Raw genomic sequence first — 20,255 nt, forward strand, 5'->3', positions numbered from 1 at the left:
AAGAACATGATCGATATCAGCCAGCTCGTCGGCAACGCCGGCCTGAAGACCCCGACCTCCGGCACGGCCGGCGACGCCCGCGCCAGCGCCGAAGCGAATGCGTTCAAGGACGCGCTGACCCGCGCGCGCGACAGCGGCCAGCCCGCCGTGCGCGTGCCCGCCAAGCCGTCCGGTAACAAGGCGGACGCCAGGGACACGGCAGCCAAGGACAAGTCGACCGAACCATCGACGCAGAACAAGGGCGACACCCAGACGGCGCAGGCCAATACGCGCCCGGCCAAGGATGCCGACGGGAAGACCACCGGCAAGGCCGATGCCGCCACGGACACCACGCAGGATGCCGAGAACGGCGAAGACAGCACTGTGGCCTCTGACGCCGCCGCCGCTGCCGCCGCGCTGGCCGCCGCGATGCTGCTGCAACCGCTGCCCCAGCAACCGGCCCCGACCGACAAGACCGCTGCCGACGCCACCGGGCTGAACAGCCTCGCTGGCCTGAATGGTATGAATGGCGTGAACGGTCTCAATGGTCTCAATGGCCCGGCCACGCTGACCGGCCAGGCTGCCGCGCAAGCCGCCGCACAGGCCGCACAAGCCGCACAAGCCGCCGCAGCGGCTGGCGATGCCGCCGCCCCGGCCCAGACCGACCCGCTGGCGCAACTGCCGGCCACGGCCACCGCCGACGCCACCGCCAAGGCGTCCACGCCGAGCCCGGCCGACACGCTGGCGACCATCGCCCAGCAGCGCGCCGCGCTCCAGGGCACCGCACCGACCACCGCCGACAAGATCGCCGCCGCCACGCAGCAGGTGCCGGTCGCCGGCGCGCAGGACGCGCACGGCCAGTCGGGCAGCCACACGGGTGGCCAGTCCGGCAGCCAGCAGTCGAGCCTCGGCCAGACGGCCCAGCCGGCACTGCAAGCCGCCCCCGCGCCGAACGCCAACGCCCCGGCCGCCAACCCGTTTGCCGCCGCTGCGGCTGCGGCGCGTACCGGCGAATCGGCCGATACCGGCGCCACGAATGCCAGCAGCGCCGCCACGCTGGCCTCGGCCATCGCCGCGCAGGCTGCCGTGCATGCCACGCCGGCAGCGGCCGCCGCAACCGCCGCGCGTCCGGCCGTCGCCCCGAACATTGGCGACAGCCAGTGGGCGCAGGCCCTCGGCCAGCAGATGGTGCGCCTGTCCACGCAAGGCAACCAGACCGCCGAACTCGATCTCAACCCGCCCAACCTTGGCCCGCTGAAGGTGGTGCTGAACGTGGTGAACGATCAGGCGCAGGCGCAGTTCGTGTCGCCGCATCAGGCCGTACGCGCCGCCGTGGAAGCCGCGCTGCCGCACCTGCGGACGTCGATGGCCGAAGCGGGCATCCAGCTCGGCCAGGCATCGGTCGGCTCGGACGGCTTCGCCCAGGCCGGCAACGGCGGCCAGCAGCAACCGCAGCGCCAGTCCAACGGCGGCAGCGCCTTCGCCCAGACCACCGGCTTCGGCAAGGACACGGCACCCGCCGTGGCCGCTACGCCCGCCCCCCGCACCCCGCGCCCGCTGGCGCGCGGCGAAGTCGATACATTCGCCTGATCGGGTACTGCAGACGCCTGCCCTCTCCCCCAGCCCCTCTCCCAGAGGGAGAGGGGAGAACACCGCGGGTTTGCTCCCCTCGCCCGCTTGCGGGAGAGGGGCCGGGGGAGAGGGGCAGCGCCTGCACGCCCGCCGCCGTCCGGAACTTCCCCGCACGCGGGGCGGTCAGTTGTGCGACGATCCTGTCTCTTCCTCGCACCCCGCCCCCGCCATGTCCCTGCTCCGCCAGACCCTGCTTGCCGCTGCGACTGTCGCCGCGTTCTCTGCATTCGCCGCGCCGCTCGCCCACGCCGCCGATGCCGCTGCATCCGCGCCGACTGCCGATAGCGGCCCCGCCTACGGCCCCGAACTCGAAGGCTTCGACTACCCCGCCCCGGTCCAGCGCTACCGCTTCACCTCCCAGGGCGAAGCCATGCAGATGGCCTTTCTCGACATCAAACCCGAGAAGCCCAACGGCCGCGCGGTGGTCCTGCTCCACGGCAAGAACTTCTGCGCCGCCACCTGGCAGGAAACCATCCACCAGCTCAGCGGCGCCGGCTACCGCGTGATCGCGCCGGACCAGATCGGCTTCTGCAAGTCGACCAAGCCGGCGCGCTACCAGTACACCTTCCAGCAACTCGCCCGCAACACGCACGACCTGCTGGCATCCATCGGCGTCAGCAACGTGACGGTCATGGGCCATTCCACGGGCGGCATGCTGGCGATGCGCTACGCGCTGATGTACCCGCGCGAGACGCAGCAGCTCGTGCTGGTCAACCCGATCGGGCTCGAAGACTGGAAAGCCAAGGGCGTGCCGCCGCTCTCCGTGGACCAGTGGTACACGCGCGAACTGGCCACCACGGCCGACCGCATCCGCAACTATGAGAAGGCCACGTACTACGCGGGCCAATGGCGCGCCGACTACGAACCGTGGGTGCAGATGCTCGCCGGCCTCAACCGCGGCCCGGGCAAGCAGACCGTGGCGTGGAATTCGGCCCTGCTGTACGACATGATCTACACCCAGCCCGTGGTCTACGAAATGGGCGCGATCCAGGCCCCGACCCTCCTGCTGATCGGCGACAAGGACACCACCGCCATCGCCAAGGACGCCGCCCCGCCAGAGGTCCAGGCCAAGCTCGGCCGCTACCCCGAACTGGCCAAAATCACTGCCAAGGCCATTCCGAACACCACACTGGTGGAATTCCCCGAACTCGGCCACGCCCCCCAGATGCAGGACCCGGCGGCGTTCCATAAGGCGTTGCTGGAGGGGATGGCGCGGCCGAGGTAACCCTCGCTCAGAACGGCAGCCCGATGTAGTACTTGCCCAGTTCCGTCAGTTGCCCATCGCCGCCGAGCAGGCTGGTGAAGTGCATGTCGTTGTTCCAGCGGCCGGTGAACCAGGCGTAGCGGAACACGTCGGCGCGTTGTTCGCAGATGGCGACCATTTCCTTCATCTGCTGTTTCTGTTTCTCGAGGGTGTCGATCTGGGCGCCGTCGGCGTTGCTGTGCCAGTTGGCGAACTCGGTCACCCAGAACGGCTTGTTGTACTTCATCAGCCGGTCGAGCTGGCCGCCGAGGCCGTAGTCGTACCAGTGGAAGGCCAGGTAGTCGATGCGCGGGTCGCGGTTGCCGTTGGCGGTGCGATAGGCGGCGTAGAACGCGTCCATCCAGATCACCGGGTCCTGGTAGCCGGGCATGGTGCCCCAGGTGATGGTCGGGCCGACCAGCTTGACGCCGGTATGGGCGGCGATGGCCTCGTAGCGCGGCCAGACGGTGGCCGCCTGCACCGGGGTCAGGTTGGCCTGATCGGTGAGGTTCGGCTCGTTCATCAGCAGCAGGTACTTCACGCGCGGATTGGCCAGCAGCCAGGCTTCGATGGCGGCGTCGTTGAAGTTGTCGTTCCAGAGCATGGGGATGAAGTCCATGCTGTACTTGGTGGTGGCATCGGCGGGCGCCGTGCCGTTGGGCTTGGCGGCCCAGTTGTACCACCAGGACACCCCCGGCGCGAGCGCCGCGAAGTCCTGCGCGCTGACCAGATCGTAGGCCACGCCGCGCTTGGCGCTCTTGGTCACGCCGGGCGTGCCGGGGTCCCCCGGGGTCACCGGCGGCACTTGCGGCACCTGTGGGTTGGACGGCGTCAGCGGCGCCCCGGCGCCAGGCGAGCCGTTGGTCGCCTCCTCGCCCCCGCCGCCACAGGCGGCCAGTGCCAGCATGCCGGCGATCAGTCCCGCGCCCAGCAAGCGCCGGACAAGTGTCATCCCGCGCCATGGCGCGAATTGCTTGGTTTCCATCGTATTGACCCCTTCTGGTTATTCCCGTGCGCGCTATGTTTTTGTCGATCCGCGCTACCGTCCCTTGACAGGACTCGCGGATGATAACGGAAGCGCACTCGGAATCCGTGCCGGTTTGCCCATTTACAACGCTGGTCGATGCGCGATGGCACCCAGATAGCGTGAACGCGTTGCACGCCCCGCCACCCGGCATCCCGGCGAGCCGCTATCATCGGCATGCCCCGCCTCACCTCATCATGACTTTCGATCTCTTCGACGCCCTCCCCGCCGACCCCGACACCCCGTCCGCCACCGAGCCCCTTGGCCCGGGCGCCGTGGTGCTGCGTGGTTTTGCGCGGGATGTCGATAGCAGCCTGCTGGCCGCCGTGGACCAGGTCAGCGCCCAGGCCCCGTTCCGCCACCTGATCACCCCCGGCGGGCTGCGCATGTCCGTGGCCATGACCAACTGCGGCGAGGCGGGATGGGTCTCGGACCGCACCGGTTACCGCTACGACCCCGTCGACCCCGATTCCGGCGCGCCGTGGCCGCCCATGCCCGAGGTGTTCCGCGCGCTGGCCGAGCGCGCCGCCGCCAGCGCCGGCTATCCGGGCTTCGCGCCCGATGCCTGCCTGATCAACCGCTACCTGCCCGGCACGCGGCTCTCGCTCCATCAGGATCGCGACGAACTGGACCTGCGGGCGCCCATCGTCTCGGTCTCGCTCGGCCTGCCCGCCACCTTCCTCTGGGGCGGCCTGCGCCGCGCCGACAAGCCGGCGCGCATCCGGCTCGCCCATGGCGACGTAGTGGTGTGGGGCGGCCCGTCGCGGCTGGTCTTCCACGGCATTGCGCCGCTGGCCGATGACGATCACGCACTCACCGGGCGCACGCGCATCAACCTGACCTTCCGCAAGACACGCTGAGCGGGAAAACACAAGCGACAAATCCTCGCGCCGGGCACAAGTTGCGCATCCAGCACGGGCCTTGCGGCGTGCAGTACGATACGGCACCACGACAAATGGCTGCCGGCGCCAGACGTCAACAATCGCGCGACCGGCCTCCGAAGAGACACCCGCGATGCCTGCCGATTCGACCCCCGCCAATCCCGCCAATCCCACCGCCAAGCCGACGGCAACACCACCCGCCCCTCAGTTCACCGGCCGCCCCGCAGACTCCATCCGCGCCGCCCTGCTGATCGCCGCCAGCATCGCCGCGGTCTGGATCGCCGGCCAGGCCGCCGGGGCCCCGCCGGCGCTGATCTGGGCCGGCGCGCTGGTGGTCTCCACCGTGTGCTGCTGGGCCACCGGCGCACTGCCCGAACCGACCGCCACGCTGCTGTTCTTCCTGTGCGCAGTGGTCCTCCACATTGCGCCCGCGCCGGTGGTCTTCTCCGGCTTCACGTCCACAGCCTGGTGGCTGATGTTCGGCGGCGCGGTGACCGGCGTGGCGCTGCGCGGCACGGGGCTGGCGCTGCGGCTGGCGGACATCATCTTCCACAAGCGCGTCAACACCTATCCGCAGGTGATTGCCACGGTGGCCATGAGCGCGGTGGGGCTGGCGTTCCTGATGCCGTCCACCACGGGCCGGGTGCTGCTGTTGATGCCGATCGTGCTGGCGCTGTCGGACCGCCTCGGCTTCCGGCCCGGTTCGAACGGGCGCATCGGCATGGTGCTGACCGTGGCGGCGGCCAGCTACATGCCGCCCACGTCGATCCTGCCGGCCAACATTCCCAACAGCGTGCTGCTCGGCGCGGCCAATTCGCTCTATGGCATCAACCTGAGCTATGGCAGCTACCTGTTGCTGCATTTCCCGGTGCTTGGCGCGCTGAAGACCGTGGTGCTGGTCTGGCTGGTCTGCAAGCTGTTCCCGGAAACGGCGGCGATGACGCCGCAGCCGGCCACCGCGCGCACGGCCATGAGCAAGCCCGAAACGCTGCTCGCGGTGCTGCTGGCGCTGGCCGTGGCCGCGTTCGCCACGGACGCCTGGCACGGCATCTCGCCCGCCTGGATCTCGCTGGCGGCGTGCATCGTCTGCCTGCTGCCCGGCATCGGACTGGTCTCGCCCAAGGCGCTGACCGAGCAGGTGCATCTGGTGCCACTGCTCTACGTGGCCGGCTTCCTCGGCCTGGGCGCGGTGGTCGAGCACACCGGCCTCGGCACGGCCATCAGCGCAGCGCTGCTGCACTGGCTGCCGCTGGCGCCGGGCCACACCGCCGGCAATGTCGGCGCGCTGGGCGCCATGGGCGCCGTGCTCGGGCTGATGTCGACGCTGCCCGCGCTCCCCGCCGTGATGACGCCGCTGGCGCGCGACCTGGCCACCGCCACCGGCCTGCCGCTGGAAACGGTGCTGATGTTGCAGGTACCGGTGTTCTCGACGGTGTTCTTCCCCTACCAGTCGCCGCCCATCGTCATCGCCATGCAGCTGGGCGGCGTGGGCCTGCGGCACGGCACGCGGCTGTGCCTGGCGCTGGCGGCCATCACGGTGGTGGTGCTGCTGCCGCTGGATTACCTCTGGTGGCGCGTGCTGGGCTACCTGCCGTAACCAAACCCCCTGTGGGATTCGGCTGACATCGCGGCGCGCCGTTTGCCGGCAGGCGCCGCGCGGCGCCGTGCGTACCCTCCAAAGTGACAGATTCCGATGCTGGCACGAGGATGGAGGCACCATGGGCGACTTTCCGGACGATCACGGCGCGCACGCCCACCTCGGGGCCCTGATCTCCGAGTTCGTCCGGGGCGGCAACATCCCCCTCCCCGGCCATGGCCAGACGCTGGCGCGCTGGCAACTGTTCGCCACCATCGCCGCCAGGCGGGGCGCGGTAGCCATCAAGCTGTTCGAGGCCCATGCCGATGCGCTGGCCATCCTCGCCGAAGTCGCCGGCGCCACGCCGGCTCCCGACTCAAGCTGGGCGATCTGGGCGGCGGAACCGCCCGATGCACGCCTGCGCGTGCAGACCGATGATTCGCCCAGCATCCCGCACATTGCCGGCCTGACCGGCAACGACAGCGGCACCGACAGCTTCACCCCCGCCCGCCTCACCGGCCGCAAGGCCTGGTGTTCAGGCGCCTGGGAGGTCTCGCACGCGCTCGTCACCTGCTGGCTGGATCAGGCGGAGCCCGGTCCGCAGCGGCTGGCCATCGTCGACATGGCCGGACCCGGCGTCACCGTCACGCGCGAGGGCTGGCACGCCGTGGGCATGGCCGCCACCGATAGCGGCGATGTCCTGTTCGACGATTGCCCCGCGCTGCTGCTCACCGCGCCCGATGCCTACCTGCGCCGCCCCGGCTTCTGGCACGGCGGGGCCGGCATCGCGGCCTGCTGGCATGGTGCGGCGCTGCCGCTCGCCCACGCCGTGCGCGCGGCGCTGAAGAAGCGGGACGATCCCCACGCCGCCGCCCACCTCGCCGCCATCGACGGCGACCTGCACGCCAGCGCCGCGCTGCTGCGCGAGACCGCGCAATGGATCGACGCCCATCCCACCGAAGACGCCTTCGTGCCGGCCATGCGCGCCCGCACCGTGATCGAGGCCGCCGTGCTGCGCGTGATCCAGCACGCCGGCAACACGCTCGGCGCCGGCCCGCTGTGCCGCAACCCGACGCTGGCCGCGCTGTACGCCGACCTGCCCGTGCTGCTGCGCCAGAGCCATGCCGAACGCGACCTCGCCGCGCTGGGTCAACGGCTGGCGCAGGACGATAGCGATATGGGGGCGCTATGACCGCAACCGCCACGGATTTCCACGCCATGTTCGACAACCCCGACCCGTGGGGCTTCGAGTCGCTCTGGTACGAGGCCCGCAAGCGCGACGTGGTGCTCGCCGCGCTGCCTGACGCGCGCTACGGCGCGGCGTTCGAGGCCGGCTGCGCCACCGGCATGCTGACCGATCGCCTCGCCACGCGCTGCGACCACCTGCTGGCCGTCGATCTCGTGCCCCGCGCCGTGGCCTGCGCGCAGGAGCGCGTGGCGCGGCACAGGCACGTAAAGGTGGCCACCGCCAACCTGCCTGCGGAATGGCCGAATGGCCCCGAGGCCGCCTTCGACCTGATCGTGCTCAGCGAGATCGGCTACTTCTTCGCCCCGGATACCTGGCTTGAGACCGCGCAACGCGCGGCCGGCGCGCTGACCGATGCGGGCGTGATCCTGGCGTGCCACTGGCTGCGGCCGTTCGCCGAGCGCACCCAGCCCACGCGGCACGTGCACGCTGCCATCGCGCGGCAGCCGGGGCTGCATCGCCATGTGCGGCATCTGGAGCCGGATTTCCTGCTCGAAGTCTGGTCGCGCGACGCGCGGCCACTCCGCCAGCGGGAGGCGCCATGATCGGCGTGGTCGTGCCTGTTCACAACGAGGAAGACCATCTGGAGGCGTGCCTGCGGGCGCTGACCATGGCCGCCACCCATCCGGCGCTCGGCGGCGAGGCGGTGCGCGTGGTGATTGTGCTCGATGCCTGCGACGACGGCTCGGCCGCCATCGCCCAATGCCACGCGCCGGAGCGCATCACCTGCCTGACGATTGCCGCGCGCAACGTGGGCGAGGCCCGTCGTGCCGGCGCCCAGCACCTGCTGGCCCAGCAGGCGCGCTGGCTGGCCTTTACCGATGCCGACAGCCGCGTAGCGCCGGACTGGCTGGTGGCGCAGCTTGCGCTACGCGCCGATGCGGTCTGCGGACTGGTGACGGTGGAGGACTGGAGCCCCCAGCCGCCGCACGTGGCCGTGCGGTTTGCCGCGCGCTACCGGCGCGAGGAGGGGCACCGGCATGTCCACGGCGCCAACCTCGGGGTCTGCTCACATGCCTACCGGCGCGCGGGCGGCTTCCTGCCGCACCCGGTCAGCGAGGATGTGGCGTTGATCGAGGCGCTGCAGGCCATCAACGCGCATATCGCCTGGAGCACGCTGCCGCAGGTGACCACCAGCGCGCGCGCCCGTGGCCGGCTGGCCGGCGGCTTTGCCGATCATCTTGCGACGCTTGCCGCGCTGCGCGAGGGCGAAACGCTGTTGCCCTGAGCCGGGCGGATTGATCCGGGCCTTACCACTCGAACTTCTGAATTTCCGCTTCCCCGATCGCGCGGTCCTGCACGACGAGATCGAGGTCATAGGCCCCGAGCAGCGCCAGCAGTTGCCCCGCGCTGATGGTCTCGGGGTTCAGCTCCATATGCGAAATCCGGCTTTGACTGATGTCGAGCCGGGCAGCCGCTTCCGCCTGGGTCAGGCCGGCGACCTTGCGTGCGCCTTGCAGCACTTGCCCAAGCTGATCTGTGTTGGAAATCATGACTCTCAGCATCGCGGTCATCCAGGAAAAGTTAAAAATCTATCAATTCTGACCAATGATTGACAAAACCTCCTAGCGCAACATCAAGCGGCTACGCATGCCATAGGTAAGTACCCGCTTCGCGGTTTGTAATGTTGTCAAAATAAAACGCTCGCCCGAGCAGCGCGCCGTGGCAATCCCTACAAACGGAGGGAGGCGGCCCCCTCCGGGCGGGCGCCGGCGGCGTGGAACGAAGCTTGCGGCGGTCAGGGAATTCCTATTCGATAACGGAGACACCCCCATGGACCCGATCGAGACCCCCATCGACCGCCTGGACGATCCCGAGCGCGCCCCGGTCACCGGCACGCGCCGGCTGGCCGTGGTCACCGGTGCCTCTACGGGCATTGGCTATCACCTCGCGCAGTGCTGCGCGGACCACGGCATGGACCTGATCATCGCGGCGGACGAGCCGCAGATCGAAGCGGCGGCGCAGACACTGCGCACCGAAGGCACCACCATCGAGGCCATCCAGGCCGATCTCTCCACCCCGGCCGGCGTGGACAAGCTGCTGGCCGCCACGCGCGGGCGGCAGGTGGACGTGCTGTGCGCCAACGCCGGGCGCGGCCTGGGCCGCGCCTTCCTGGACCAGGCATTTGCCGATATCGAGCATGTGGTGGAAACCAACGTCACCGGCACACTCTACCTGCTCCATCACATCGGCCAGACCATGCGCGAGCGCGCCGAGGGCCGGATCCTGATCACCGGGTCCATCGCCGGCTTCATGCCGGGCACCTATCAGGCGGTCTACAACGCCACCAAGGCCTTCCTGGACTCGTTTTCGTTCGCCTTGCGCCACGAACTGCGCGATACCCGCGTCACGGTGACCTGCCTGATGCCGGGGGCCACGGAGACCGAGTTCTTCGACCGCGCCGACATGCTCGACACGCGCATCGCCCAGGAGAAGAAGGCCGATCCGGCCGAGGTGGCGCGCATCGGCTTCGAGGCCATGATGCGGGGCGAGGGCGACGTGATTACCGGCTGGCAGAACAAGCTGCGCGCGGCCATCGCCATGGTCACGCCGTCCGATGTGCTGGCGGAACAGCACCGCAAGATGGCCGAACCGATGAGCGGCGACGCGGTGCCGAGCGTGGAGAACGAGCCGCGCGCCGTGGAAGAGAAGTAAGAAGGGGAATCAGCGCCGCCGCGCGGCAATGACCAGCGCGATCCCGCCGAGGATGGCCACCGCGCTGACGGCCAGCCGCGCGGTCATCGGCTCGCCCAGCCAGGCGATGCCGCCCAGCGCGGCCAGCACCGGCACGCTCAGTTGCACCGTGGCCGCCGTGGTGGACGCCAGCCCGCGCAGCGCGGCGTACCAGATCACATAGCCGATGCCGGACGTCACGGCGCCCGAGGCCACCGCCAGCACCACCCCGCGCCAGTCGACCGAAAGCTGGGCGACCGCCCCCACGCTCACCACGCTCACCGCCAAGGCTATCGGCACCCCGCGCACGAAGTTGCCGGCGGTGGCGGCCAGCGCGTCCGGCGCGCCCCGGCCCCGCAGCGAATAGACGCCCCAGCCGATGCCGGCGACGGCCATCAGCAGCGTCGCCCCGGGCGGCGGGGCCTGCAAACCCGGCAGCACCAGCCAGACCAGCCCCGCCAGCGCCAGCGCAATGCCGAGCCACTGCACCGCGCGCAGGCGGTCGCCGCGCCGCAGGCCATCGCCGATCATGGTCGCCTGCACGCTGGCGAACAGCACCAGCGCCCCGGTGCCGGCGGCCAGCCGCAGGTAGGCGAACGAAAAGCCGCACGCGTAGACCAGTAGCGCCGCCGCGCCAATCCAGTCGCCCCCCATGCGCGCCCTGCCCCGCGCCCGCAGGTGCAGGATCGCCCCCAGCACAAGGGCGGCCGAAGCCACCCGCACCAGCGTGAACGTGGCCGCGTCGATGCCGGTGCCCTTCAGCGCCGCCCGCGCCAGCAGCGAATTGGCCGCGAAGGCGACCATCGCCAGCGCGGTCAGGGCGGCCGTGGTGGCTGCCGTGGCGGGGGGTGCCGGGAGGGTGGACGGCGGGGTGGACGGCGGGGTGGACGGCGGGGTGGACGGCGGGCGGGACATCATCGATTTGTCATTTGGGGGAAGGGGGCCGATGAACCATACTGGGCCATGATGCGCCCATGCAGGCGCCCCCCACCAGCCCGATCCAGGAGACCAACATGCTCAGGGACAGCCATGCTTTCAGCGGATTTTCGGTCAACGACCTCGCCATGGCCAAGGACTTCTACGCCAACACGCTCGGCCTCGTGGTCACGGAGGAGCACGGCATGCTCGCGCTCAACCTGGCCGGCGGCAACCACGTGCTGCTCTACCCCAAACCCAACCACGCGCCGGCCACGTTCACGGTGCTGAACTTCCCGGTCGCCAGCGTCGACAAGGCCGTGGACGACCTCTCGCACCACGGCGTGCGCTTTGAAATGTATGACGAACCCGACCTGAAGACCGACGCGCGCGGCATCTGCCGGGGCGAAGGCGGCCCCGTCATCGCGTGGTTCAAGGACCCGGCCGGCAACATCCTCTCGATCCTCGAGGCAGAGTAGCCGGCGCCGCCACAGGTCTCCGGCGTTGCGGGTCGGTGTGCGTGCCAATACACTAGTGCCTCCAACCCACACCCCAACGGCGTGCTGCCTGGCAGGCGCCGTGACGACAGCAACGGTGGAGACACATGACGGTTCGAAGAAAGACGCCCGACGCGCTGCGCAGCGCGCGCTGGTTTGCCCCCGATGACCTGCGCTCCTCGGGCCATCGCTCGCGCATCATGCAGATGGGCTACGCGCCCGACGAGTGGATGGGCAAGCCGCTCATCGCCATCCTGAACACCTGGTCGGACATCAACCCCTGCCACGCCCACTTCCGCCAGCGCGTGGAAGACGTCAAGCGCGGCATCCTGCAGGCCGGCGGCTTCCCGGTGGAGCTGCCCGCCATCTCGCTCTCCGAAAGCTCGGTCAAGCCGACCACCATGCTCTACCGCAACCTGCTCGCCATCGAGGCAGAGGAGTTGATCCGCTCGCATCCGGTGGATGGCGCGGTGCTGATGGGCGGCTGCGACAAGACCACGCCGGGCCTGCTGCTGGGCGCCACCAGCGCCGGCGTGCCCGCCATCTACGTGCCGGCCGGGCCGATGCTGCGCGGCAACTACAAGGGCAACGTGCTCGGCTCCGGCTCGGACGCCTGGAAATACTGGGACGAGCGCCGCGCCGGCAACCTGAGCCAGGCCGAGTGGATCGGCATCGAGGGCGGCATCGCGCGCAGCCACGGCACCTGCATGACGATGGGCACCGCCAGCACCATGACCGCCATCGCCGAGACGCTGGGCATGAGCCTGCCCGGCGCATCGTCGATTCCGGCGGCAGACGCCAACCATATCCGCATGGCCTCCGAGTCGGGCCGGCGCATCGTCGACATGGTCTGGGAAGACCTCACGCCGGCGGGCATCCAGACCCGGGCGGCGTACCTGAACGCCATCGTGGTGGCCATGGCCATGGGGTGCTCCACCAACGCCATCATCCACGTGATTGCCATGGCGCGCCGCGCCGGGCATGACATCGGGCTGGACGACTTCGACGCCGCCAGCCGGCACGTGCCAGTTATCGCCAACATCCGGCCCAGCGGCGACAAGTACCTGATGGAAGACTTCTACTACGCGGGCGGGCTGCCGGCGCTGATGAGCCGCATCCGGGACAAGCTCGACCTGACCGCGCTGACCGTGACCGGCCGTACGCTGGGCGAGAACATCGCCGGGGCCGAAGTCCACAATGACGATGTGATCCGTACGACGGAGAACGCGCTGTACCGGGAAGGCGCGCTGGCCGTGCTGCGCGGCAATATCGCGCCGGACGGCTGCGTGATCAAGCCGAGCGCCTGCGACCCGCGCTACTTCCGCCATACCGGGCCGGCGCTGGTGTTCGACGATTACCCGTCGATGAAGGCTGCCGTGGAGGACGAGAGCCTCGACGTGACCGCCGACCACATCCTGATCCTGCGCAACGCCGGCCCGCAGGGCGGCCCCGGCATGCCGGAATGGGGCATGCTGCCGATCCCGAAGAAGCTGGTGAAGCAGGGTGTGCGCGACATGCTGCGCATGTCCGACGCGCGCATGAGCGGCACCAGCTATGGCGCCTGCATCCTCCATGTGTCGCCCGAGGCGTACATCGGCGGGCCCTTCGCGCTGGTGCGCACCGGCGACCTGATCTCGGTGGACATCGACCGGCGCAGCATCCACCTGGAGGTATCCGACGAAGAACTGGCGCGCCGCCGCGCCGCCTGGACCCCGCCGCCGCCCCGCTATGCGCGCGGCTACGGCTTCATGTTCTCGCAGCACATCCGCCAGGCCAACGACGGCTGCGACTTCGACTTCCTGCAGACCGACTTCGGCGACCCCGTGGGTGAGCCGAGCATCTACTGACCGCAAGCCTTCCGCAAGCATCCTCCCCGATAATGACGGGCGCGCCGCCCCCGGCCGCGCCCCGCCCTTCTTCCCAGATCTCTCCCAGACAGGACCAATTCCGCATGAAACCCCGCCTCCTGCAGCACGGCCGCCTGCCCGAACACACCGAAGCCCGCCTGGCCGAATCTTTCGACGTGCACCCGCTCTGGGCCGAGACCGACCCCGCCGGCTACCTGGCCGCCCACGGCGCCGAGTTCGTGGCGATGACCACCCGGGCCGCCACCGGCGTGGACGGCAAGATGCTGGCCGCGCTGCCGAACCTGCGCGTGATTTCCAGCTTCGGCGTGGGGCTCGACAAGCTCGACCTGGACACCGCCCGCGCGCGCGGCATCGCGGTGGGCTACACGCCGGACGTGCTCAATGACTGCGTGGCCGACACGGCGTTCGCCCTGCTGATGGACGCGGCGCGCCAGGTCAGCGCGGCAGACCGCTACGTGCGGCGCGGCGCGTGGCCCAAGGCCCCGTATCCGCTGACCACGCGCGTCAGCGGCAAGCGGCTGGGCATCGTCGGCATGGGGCGTATCGGGCGCGTGATCGCGCAGCGCTCGTCGGGCTTCGACATGGAAGTGCGCTACTTCGGCCGCAAGCCGCAGGACGGCGTGGCCTATGGCTTCGAGCCGTCCGTGGAGGCGCTGGCGCGCTGGGCGGACTTCCTGGTCGTGGCCACCTCGGGCGGGCCCGAGACGCGCCACCTGATCTCCGCCGGCGTGCTGGAAGCGCTCGGGCCGCAGGGCTACCTGATCAATATCGCGCGCGGCACCGTGGTGGACGAGGCCGCGCTGGTCGACGCCCTGACCCACAAGCGCATCGCCGGCGCCGGGCTGGACGTCTACGAGAACGAACCGCACGTGCCCGAGGCGCTGTTCGGCCTGGACAACGTGGTCCTGCTGCCCCACGTGGCCAGCGGCACGCACGAGACGCGCGCAGCCATGGCCGGCCTCGTGTTCGAGAACCTGGAGAGCTTCTTCGCCTCCGGCGCGGTGGTGAAATCGGCGCTCTGATCCGCCGATCGCCCCCTTGGTCGCCCCGTTTACCACGTGTAGCCGGGGCGACACAGACGCGAAACACTGGCGGGGCACCCCCGCGACTACACTGGGCATTCCAGCTTTTTACGGAGCGTGCGATGCCCGACTCTCCTGCCTCGCCACCATCGACAGCATCGATCCCCCGCCGGCGCCACCTGCTGGCGCTGGGCCTGGGCAGCGCCGGCCTGACCGTGCTGGCCCGCGTGGCACCCGCCGCCGAACCCCGGCCGGCCACCGCCGCCACGCTCCCCCTGACCGCCCAGACCACCGAGGGCCCGTATTACTTCGATGCGGGCAAGATCCGGCAGGACATCACCGAAGGCCAGCCCGGCGTGCCGCTCGAGGTGCGCTTCACCGTGGTGGACGTGCAGGGCCGCCCGCTCGCCGGCCAGCGCGTGGATCTCTGGCACTGCAACGCCGCCGGCGTGTACTCGGGCTATGACGGCCAGCGCGACGACAAGGGCCAGCGCATTGCCACGCGCGGCCAGACCTTCCTGCGCGGCAGCCAGCCAGTGGGCGCCGATGGCGTGGCGATGTTCCGCACGATCTATCCCGGCTGGTACGCCGGGCGCGCCACCCATCTGCATATGAAGGTGCTCGACCCGGCCGGCCGGGCGCACCTGACCACGCAGTGCTTCCTGCCCGATGCGCTCAACGAGTATCTGTATAGCCAGCTCCCTGCCTACCGGCGCCGGCAGGTGCGCGGCACGCTGAACAGCAACGACGGCATCGCGCTGATGGCCGGCGAGACCGTGCTCGGCGCCGTGCGCGAGGCGCACGACCGCTACGTGGCCACGCTGACGCTGGTGGTGGACCCCGCCGGCACCGCCCCGCGCGAGGGGTTTTCCGATCATCCGCCGCCGGACCGTCCGCCGCTGTCCCGCGATGGCCGCCGCCCGCCCCCTCCCCCCGGCCAGGGCGAGCAGGCCGCCCCGGAGGCAGGCAGCGCCCGCGCCGCCGCGCTCATCCCCGGCGTGCGGCTGTAGGCCCCCTGGCCTCCGGCCGCCATCCACCATCCGGCCAAGGTCTCCATCAATGCCCGCCATGGAAAAAATGCAAAATCCACGGCAATGACCAGACATGACCCGTAATTGTTAGTTATGCTCCCCAGGGGCGGGCCGATGGCCTGCCGATCAACCGGGCGTTGACGATCCGGTACATCATGGGGAGCGGCGCATCCTTGGGAGCGCCGCGTTCGGCGCGGTTCTCCAGGAGGGGATGTTCTCCGATGCAGCGCAGCTGGTTTCTCGCGTTGACGATTGCCCTGGCGACCCTGGCTACGCTGTTCCCGGTGGGAATCGGCGTGTTCATGGCGCAGCTGGAGGCCAATCGGCGCGAAGCCGACCAACTCGCGGTGTTCGCCGACGCGGCGCTGCGGCGCGGCGAAGCGGTCATGAGCCAGGCCATCAGCGCCATCCAGGACATGGAGCAGCTCCGCGACGAGCCCTGCTCCCCGTCGAATCTCGTCGAACTCCGGCGCATCACCTACAGCTATCGCTTCCTCCAGGACGCCGGCGTCTATGGCCGCGGCCGCCGCCTGTGCTCGGCGCTGCTGGGCCCGGTGCAGGCGCGCACCCTGCCGCTGCCGCCGCCCGACTGGCGCACGCCCGATGGCTACGACTTCTGGTTCGACCTCGCCAACCCGTTCAGCGCGCCGCGTCGGACCATCCTGATGGGCCGCAACGGCAACCATGTGTCGATCGATCCGCAGGTTTTCGTCGATGTGGTGGACCGCGACACGCGCATGCTCGCCGTGGTGCATACCGATGCCGGCCGCATCTTCGCCACCACGCAGGGCGCCAACCTCGCCCGGCTGCAGCGCGCCTACGCCGACCATGCCTACGGCACCGGCGGCGCCGCCGAGCATGAGGACGACGCCGCCGTAGTGCTGCGCAAGTCACGCACGATGCCGTTCGCGGTGGTGGTGCTGGCCCCGCGCGCGGCACTGCTGACCAACTGGAAGGCGCTGCTGGTGGGCGGGCTGATCGTCGGGCTGGCCGCCGGGGTGCCATTCGGCATCCTGGTCTGGCGGCGCGCCACGCGGCGCTTCAGCCTGGAGGGCGAGTTGCGCGGCGCGGTGCGGCGCCACGAGATGGCGGTGCACTACCAGCCCATCGTCGCGCTCTCGGACAACCACTGCGTGGGCGTGGAGGCGCTCGTGCGCTGGCGCCGTAACGGCCGGCTGGTGCGTCCCAACCTGTTTATCCCGATGGCCGAGAACGCCGGGCTGATCCAGCAGATCACCGATCAGGTGCTGGACATCGTGCTGACCGAGCTGGGCACGCTGCTGCGGCGGCATCCGTCGTTCTATGTCTCGATCAACGTGGGCGCGGAGGACCTGAAGAGCCGGCGCTTCCTGAGCGTGCTCGACGCGAGGCTGCGGGACACCGGCATCGCGCCGGCGCAGATCCGCATCGAGGCCACCGAGCGCGGCTTCCTGGAGCCGGACGTGGCGCGCGACACCATCCAGGCCTTCCGGGACGCCGGCCATCCGGTCTATATCGACGACTTCGGCACGGGGTACTCGAGCCTCTCCTACCTGGAGAGCTTCAAGGTGGATGCGCTCAAGATCGACAAGTCGTTCGTCGATACGATGGGACAGGAGGCGGCCACCAGCACCGTGGCGCCGCATATCATCGCCATGGCGCGCTCGCTCGGGCTGGAGGTGGTGGCCGAAGGCATCGAGGACAGCGCCCAGGCCGACTACCTGCGCGAGCAGGGCGTGGACTACGGGCAGGGCTGGCTGTTCGGGCGGCCCGTGCCGGCCGTGGAGCTGGCCCAGTTCCTGAGCAAGAACGCCGCGCCGGCGGCACCGGCGCCGGCCTGACGCAAACCCCAAGATCGATAAAAAAAGGAGGCCCGATGTCCCTGTCCACCCTGTTCCTGACCGCTGCCGGCGTTGGCCTGGCGGTGGCCGCCCCGGTCGGCCCGATGGGCATGCTCTGCATTCGCCGCACGCTGGCCGAGGGGCCGCGTGCCGGGCTGGCGATCGGGCTTGGCATTGCCTGTGGCGATGCGGTCTACGGGATGGTGGCGGCGCTGGGGCTGGTCGGCATCTCGCAGTTCATGCTGGCCTATGACAAGCCGCTCCACCTGGCGGCCGGGCTGTTTTTGGTCTACCTGGGCCTGCGCACGTTCTTCCACACGCCGACCGAGACCGTGGCCACGCTGCGCGGCAACGGCTCGAGGCGCCGGGCCTTCGCCAGCGCCCTGCTGCTGACGCTGACCAACCCGCAGACCATCATCATGTTCGCCGCGCTGTTCGCCACACTGGCGCCGCGCGGGCCGTTCTCGACCCCCATCGCCCTGACCACGGTGCTGGGGGTGTTCTGCGGATCGATTGCCTGGTGGTGCGTGCTGGTGGCGATGGTCACCGGCGCCCGCCACGCGCTGGGCCAGCGCGTGCGGCAGTGGATCGACCGCGTCACCGGCCTCGCGCTGGCCGCGTTCGGCGTGGCGGAGATCCGGCGGTCGATCTAGGCGCGTTGGGCGCTTACTCCGCCTTGGCCCCCGAGTCCTTGGCCACCTTGGTCCACTTGACGGTCTCGGTCTTGATGAAGCCGGCGAGCTGCGGCGGCGTCATGTCGCCGGCGGTCACGCCCTGTTCCTCGAAGCGCTTCTGCACGTCCGGCTGCTTCAGCACCTTGGCCAGCTCGGCGCTCATGCGCTGGCGCACGGCCTCGGGCGTGCCGTGCGGCGCCATCAGCGCGTACCACGTGGTCACCTCGTAGCCCGGCACGCCGCTTTCCGCCACGGTCGGCACGCCCGGATAGGCCGCCGAGCGCTTGGCCGTGGTCACCGCCAGCGCCTTCACCTTGCCGCTCTTCACATGCGGATTGGCCGACGGACTGGTCTCGATGGCCATCTGGATCTGGCCGGCGATCAGGTCCGTCATCATCGGCGCGCCGCCCTTGTACGGCACGTGGGCGATGTCGGTGCCGGTGGCCGCGCGGAACAGCTCGCCCGAGAGGTGCTCGGTGCTGCCGATGCCCGCCGAGCCGTAGTTCACCTTGCCCGGATGCGCCTTGATATAGGCGATCAGCTCCTGCACGGTCTTGGCCGGAATCGACGGATTGACCAGCAGCACGTTCGGCGTCAGCGCCACCATGCCGATCGGTTCCAGGTCTTTCTGGAAGTCGTACGGCAGGGTCTTGTAGATGCCCGGCGCCATGGTGTGGGCGACGGTGGCCAGCAGGAAGGTGTAGCCGTCCGGATTGGCGCGCGCCACGATGGACCCGCCAATGGTGCCGCCCGCGCCGGGGCGGTTGTCCACCACCATCGGCTGGCCCAGCGCCTCGCCCAGTTTCTGGCCCACGGCCCGGCCGATGATGTCGGTGGTGCCGCCCGAGGCGAAAGGCACGACCAGCGTGATCGGCTTGGACGGCCAGCTATCGGCGGCGAAGGTGGGGATGGCAGGGAGGGCGGCAAGGGTGGCGGCGGCGCCAAGGCAGGCCTTGAGCACGGCACGGCGCGGCATGCGGATGGTCATGCGGGTCTCCGGGGGATTTTCTGGATATGTAATCCCCCCACTGTACTGAGACGTCCGCGTCACAACCAGCCCCACGCCGGCGGGAGGTCTTCAGGATTTGTGAAGGGTCGCCCCGGGCCAGCGGCCCGCCGTTACCAGCCCGCGCGCCACGCTGTCCAGCACGCTGCGGGCGGCCAGGCCGGCCGGGGACAGTTCGTCGTCGGACAGGCTGACCAGCAGGTTGGGCCGGCGCACGCCCGCATCGGCAATCTCGATCAGCACCAGCGGCTCGCCCAGATGCCGCGCCACGGCCGCGCCGGGCTGGATGGTGGCCCCGAGGCCGGCGCGCACCGCATCCATCAGCACGGCCAGTCCGTCGATCTCCGCCACCACGTTGAGAGAGCGCTCACTACGCGCGAAGGCCGCGTTCAGCACCGCGCGCAGGCCGTGCGCGTTGCTGGGCAGGATCAGCGGCAGGCCGTCGAGTGCCTCCAGATGCACCGGATCGGTGGTCGGCAGGCCCGGCTGGTCCGGCCGGGCGATCACGAACAGCCGTTCCTCCAGCAGCGGCACCACGCTCCAGCGCTGGCCGGGTTCGAGCTGGAACAGCACGGCGAGGTCAAGCTGGCGCGCGCCGATCATCGTGGCGAGGTTGCCCGAGAGGCTCTCCACCAGATGCAGGCGGATGTCCGGGTAGCGCTCGCGCATGGCCAGCATGAACGGCGGGCCCATGACGGAGAGTGTGCTCGGCGCCATGCCCACGCTGACATGGCCCGAGAGGCGCGCGGTGCGCGCGGCGCGGGCGGCGTCATCGGCATGGCGCAGCGCGAGTTGGGCCTGGCGCCAGAAGGCGAGCCCGGCGTCGGTCGGCACCACGCCGGTGGAGGTGCGCTGGAGCAGCCGCGTGGACAGTTCGCTCTCGAGCCGGCTGATCTGCTGGCTCAGCGCGGACGTGACCACGCCCAGCCGCTGGGCCGCCTGGCCCATGCTGCCCAACTCCACCACATGCACGAAGTAGCGCAATTGGCGCAATTCCATCGTCTTCATCCCAGATCTGTCACGCGGAGCCGGTATTGTGCCTGTGCCGGGCCGCCTGGGCGGACAAAGCGGGCCAGGATCACCAAACTTCACAGAAGTCATCCATACGCTGGTTGACCGAGCGTCCATACTGGATAAGCATGTAGGCAACCCCTGCGCAGGACCCACC

Annotated in this window: 19 protein-coding genes; 14 read left to right on the top strand and 5 right to left on the bottom strand. The window is 70.1% G+C overall.

The window, feature by feature from the left end; translation table 11 throughout:
• Positions 1-6: 6 nt before the first annotated feature.
• Both AC1DEL_RS13420 and AC1DEL_RS13425 read left to right on the top strand, forming a co-directional pair.
• Complete coding sequence (locus AC1DEL_RS13420; RefSeq protein ID WP_477125372.1) at positions 7-1,569, top strand: flagellar hook-length control protein FliK; 1,563 nt, start codon at positions 7-9, stop codon at positions 1,567-1,569.
• Between the two features lie 211 nt (positions 1,570-1,780).
• A complete protein-coding gene (locus AC1DEL_RS13425) occupies positions 1,781-2,836 on the top strand; it encodes an alpha/beta fold hydrolase (protein ID WP_092295494.1) in 1,056 nt (351 codons plus the stop codon).
• 7 nt (positions 2,837-2,843) lie between these two features.
• Here the strand turns inward: AC1DEL_RS13425 and AC1DEL_RS13430 are convergent, their stop codons facing one another.
• A complete protein-coding gene (locus tag AC1DEL_RS13430; protein ID WP_255370846.1) occupies positions 2,844-3,839 on the bottom strand; it encodes a glycoside hydrolase family protein in 996 nt (331 codons plus the stop codon).
• A gap of 236 nt (positions 3,840-4,075) precedes the next feature.
• On the opposite strand from AC1DEL_RS13430, the gene alkB reads away from it, so the two are divergent.
• The 5 genes from alkB to AC1DEL_RS13455 all read left to right on the top strand — a co-directional run bounded on the left by alkB (position 4,076) and on the right by AC1DEL_RS13455 (position 8,809).
• Positions 4,076-4,738 (top strand): DNA oxidative demethylase AlkB, encoded by a 663-nt coding sequence (gene alkB, locus AC1DEL_RS13435; protein ID WP_477125371.1) that lies wholly within the window; start codon positions 4,076-4,078, stop codon positions 4,736-4,738.
• A gap of 154 nt (positions 4,739-4,892) precedes the next feature.
• Positions 4,893-6,356 carry an SLC13 family permease gene (locus AC1DEL_RS13440; protein WP_092295503.1) on the top strand — a complete coding sequence of 488 codons (1,464 nt, stop codon included), beginning with the start codon at positions 4,893-4,895 and terminating at the stop codon, positions 6,354-6,356.
• A gap of 121 nt (positions 6,357-6,477) precedes the next feature.
• On the top strand, positions 6,478-7,527 hold the full coding sequence (locus AC1DEL_RS13445; RefSeq protein ID WP_477125370.1) for an acyl-CoA dehydrogenase: 1,050 nt from the start codon (positions 6,478-6,480) through the stop codon (positions 7,525-7,527).
• A complete protein-coding gene (locus AC1DEL_RS13450; protein ID WP_092295506.1) occupies positions 7,524-8,126 on the top strand; it encodes an SAM-dependent methyltransferase in 603 nt (200 codons plus the stop codon). The genes AC1DEL_RS13445 and AC1DEL_RS13450 overlap by 4 nt, the downstream gene beginning before the upstream one ends.
• The gene (locus AC1DEL_RS13455; protein WP_092295509.1) at positions 8,123-8,809 is read left to right on the top strand and encodes a glycosyltransferase family 2 protein; all 687 of its coding nucleotides are present in this window, start codon (positions 8,123-8,125) and stop codon (positions 8,807-8,809) included. Before AC1DEL_RS13450 ends, AC1DEL_RS13455 begins: the two co-directional genes overlap by 4 nt.
• 22 nt (positions 8,810-8,831) lie before the next feature.
• Here AC1DEL_RS13455 and AC1DEL_RS13460 read toward each other — a convergent pair whose 3' ends face one another.
• Complete coding sequence (locus tag AC1DEL_RS13460) at positions 8,832-9,074, bottom strand: helix-turn-helix domain-containing protein (protein WP_441644497.1); 243 nt, start codon at positions 9,072-9,074, stop codon at positions 8,832-8,834.
• Between the two features lie 280 nt (positions 9,075-9,354).
• Here AC1DEL_RS13460 and AC1DEL_RS13465 point away from each other — a divergent pair, with 280 nt between their 5' ends.
• On the top strand, positions 9,355-10,236 hold the full coding sequence (locus tag AC1DEL_RS13465; RefSeq protein WP_092295512.1) for an SDR family NAD(P)-dependent oxidoreductase: 882 nt from the start codon (positions 9,355-9,357) through the stop codon (positions 10,234-10,236).
• Between the two features lie 9 nt (positions 10,237-10,245).
• On the opposite strand, the gene AC1DEL_RS13470 is transcribed toward AC1DEL_RS13465, so the two are convergent.
• Positions 10,246-11,058, bottom strand: coding sequence for a DMT family transporter (locus AC1DEL_RS13470; RefSeq protein WP_441592679.1), 813 nt, complete (start codon positions 11,056-11,058; stop codon positions 10,246-10,248).
• Positions 11,059-11,228: 170 nt separating this feature from the next.
• Here AC1DEL_RS13470 and AC1DEL_RS13475 point away from each other — a divergent pair, with 170 nt between their 5' ends.
• The 6 genes from AC1DEL_RS13475 to AC1DEL_RS13500 all read left to right on the top strand — a co-directional run bounded on the left by AC1DEL_RS13475 (position 11,229) and on the right by AC1DEL_RS13500 (position 18,060).
• A complete protein-coding gene (locus AC1DEL_RS13475; protein ID WP_441592584.1) occupies positions 11,229-11,648 on the top strand; it encodes a VOC family protein in 420 nt (139 codons plus the stop codon).
• 125 nt (positions 11,649-11,773) lie between these two features.
• Positions 11,774-13,513 carry an L-arabinonate dehydratase gene (gene araD, locus AC1DEL_RS13480; protein WP_477125369.1) on the top strand — a complete coding sequence of 580 codons (1,740 nt, stop codon included), beginning with the start codon at positions 11,774-11,776 and terminating at the stop codon, positions 13,511-13,513.
• Between the two features lie 104 nt (positions 13,514-13,617).
• The gene (locus AC1DEL_RS13485) at positions 13,618-14,556 is read left to right on the top strand and encodes a 2-hydroxyacid dehydrogenase (RefSeq protein ID WP_092295521.1); all 939 of its coding nucleotides are present in this window, start codon (positions 13,618-13,620) and stop codon (positions 14,554-14,556) included.
• Positions 14,557-14,678: 122 nt separating this feature from the next.
• Complete coding sequence (locus AC1DEL_RS13490) at positions 14,679-15,566, top strand: intradiol ring-cleavage dioxygenase (RefSeq protein WP_477125368.1); 888 nt, start codon at positions 14,679-14,681, stop codon at positions 15,564-15,566.
• Between the two features lie 242 nt (positions 15,567-15,808).
• Positions 15,809-17,407 (top strand): EAL domain-containing protein, encoded by a 1,599-nt coding sequence (locus AC1DEL_RS13495; protein WP_092295527.1) that lies wholly within the window; start codon positions 15,809-15,811, stop codon positions 17,405-17,407.
• 35 nt (positions 17,408-17,442) lie between these two features.
• On the top strand, positions 17,443-18,060 hold the full coding sequence (locus AC1DEL_RS13500; protein WP_092295530.1) for a LysE family translocator: 618 nt from the start codon (positions 17,443-17,445) through the stop codon (positions 18,058-18,060).
• A gap of 13 nt (positions 18,061-18,073) precedes the next feature.
• Here the strand turns inward: AC1DEL_RS13500 and AC1DEL_RS13505 are convergent, their stop codons facing one another.
• Positions 18,074-19,069 (bottom strand): Bug family tripartite tricarboxylate transporter substrate binding protein, encoded by a 996-nt coding sequence (locus AC1DEL_RS13505; protein WP_092295533.1) that lies wholly within the window; start codon positions 19,067-19,069, stop codon positions 18,074-18,076.
• Between the two features lie 90 nt (positions 19,070-19,159).
• Positions 19,160-20,086: a LysR family transcriptional regulator gene (locus tag AC1DEL_RS13510; protein ID WP_092296191.1), complete on the bottom strand. Its 927-nt coding sequence runs from the start codon at positions 20,084-20,086 to the stop codon at positions 19,160-19,162.
• Positions 20,087-20,255 lie beyond the last annotated feature (169 nt).

This window comes from Cupriavidus sp. 10L43_2 (genome assembly GCF_056395265.1).

Coding starts and splice junctions, on each gene's coding strand:
- AC1DEL_RS13485 (WP_092295521.1), top strand. CDS start 13,618: ATGAAACCCCGCCTCCTGCAGCACGGCCGCCTGCCCGAACACACCGAA.
- AC1DEL_RS13450 (WP_092295506.1), top strand. CDS start 7,524: ATGACCGCAACCGCCACGGATTTCCACGCCATGTTCGACAACCCCGAC.
- AC1DEL_RS13505 (WP_092295533.1), bottom strand. CDS start 19,069: ATGACCATCCGCATGCCGCGCCGTGCCGTGCTCAAGGCCTGCCTTGGC.
- alkB (WP_477125371.1), top strand. CDS start 4,076: ATGACTTTCGATCTCTTCGACGCCCTCCCCGCCGACCCCGACACCCCG.
- AC1DEL_RS13500 (WP_092295530.1), top strand. CDS start 17,443: ATGTCCCTGTCCACCCTGTTCCTGACCGCTGCCGGCGTTGGCCTGGCG.
- AC1DEL_RS13470 (WP_441592679.1), bottom strand. CDS start 11,058: ATGGTCGCCTTCGCGGCCAATTCGCTGCTGGCGCGGGCGGCGCTGAAG.
- AC1DEL_RS13445 (WP_477125370.1), top strand. CDS start 6,478: ATGGGCGACTTTCCGGACGATCACGGCGCGCACGCCCACCTCGGGGCC.
- AC1DEL_RS13490 (WP_477125368.1), top strand. CDS start 14,679: ATGCCCGACTCTCCTGCCTCGCCACCATCGACAGCATCGATCCCCCGC.
- AC1DEL_RS13455 (WP_092295509.1), top strand. CDS start 8,123: ATGATCGGCGTGGTCGTGCCTGTTCACAACGAGGAAGACCATCTGGAG.
- AC1DEL_RS13495 (WP_092295527.1), top strand. CDS start 15,809: ATGCAGCGCAGCTGGTTTCTCGCGTTGACGATTGCCCTGGCGACCCTG.
- AC1DEL_RS13420 (WP_477125372.1), top strand. CDS start 7: ATGATCGATATCAGCCAGCTCGTCGGCAACGCCGGCCTGAAGACCCCG.
- AC1DEL_RS13425 (WP_092295494.1), top strand. CDS start 1,781: ATGTCCCTGCTCCGCCAGACCCTGCTTGCCGCTGCGACTGTCGCCGCG.
- AC1DEL_RS13430 (WP_255370846.1), bottom strand. CDS start 3,839: ATGGAAACCAAGCAATTCGCGCCATGGCGCGGGATGACACTTGTCCGG.
- AC1DEL_RS13440 (WP_092295503.1), top strand. CDS start 4,893: ATGCCTGCCGATTCGACCCCCGCCAATCCCGCCAATCCCACCGCCAAG.
- AC1DEL_RS13460 (WP_441644497.1), bottom strand. CDS start 9,074: ATGATTTCCAACACAGATCAGCTTGGGCAAGTGCTGCAAGGCGCACGC.
- AC1DEL_RS13475 (WP_441592584.1), top strand. CDS start 11,229: ATGCAGGCGCCCCCCACCAGCCCGATCCAGGAGACCAACATGCTCAGG.
- AC1DEL_RS13465 (WP_092295512.1), top strand. CDS start 9,355: ATGGACCCGATCGAGACCCCCATCGACCGCCTGGACGATCCCGAGCGC.
- AC1DEL_RS13510 (WP_092296191.1), bottom strand. CDS start 20,086: ATGGAATTGCGCCAATTGCGCTACTTCGTGCATGTGGTGGAGTTGGGC.
- araD (WP_477125369.1), top strand. CDS start 11,774: ATGACGGTTCGAAGAAAGACGCCCGACGCGCTGCGCAGCGCGCGCTGG.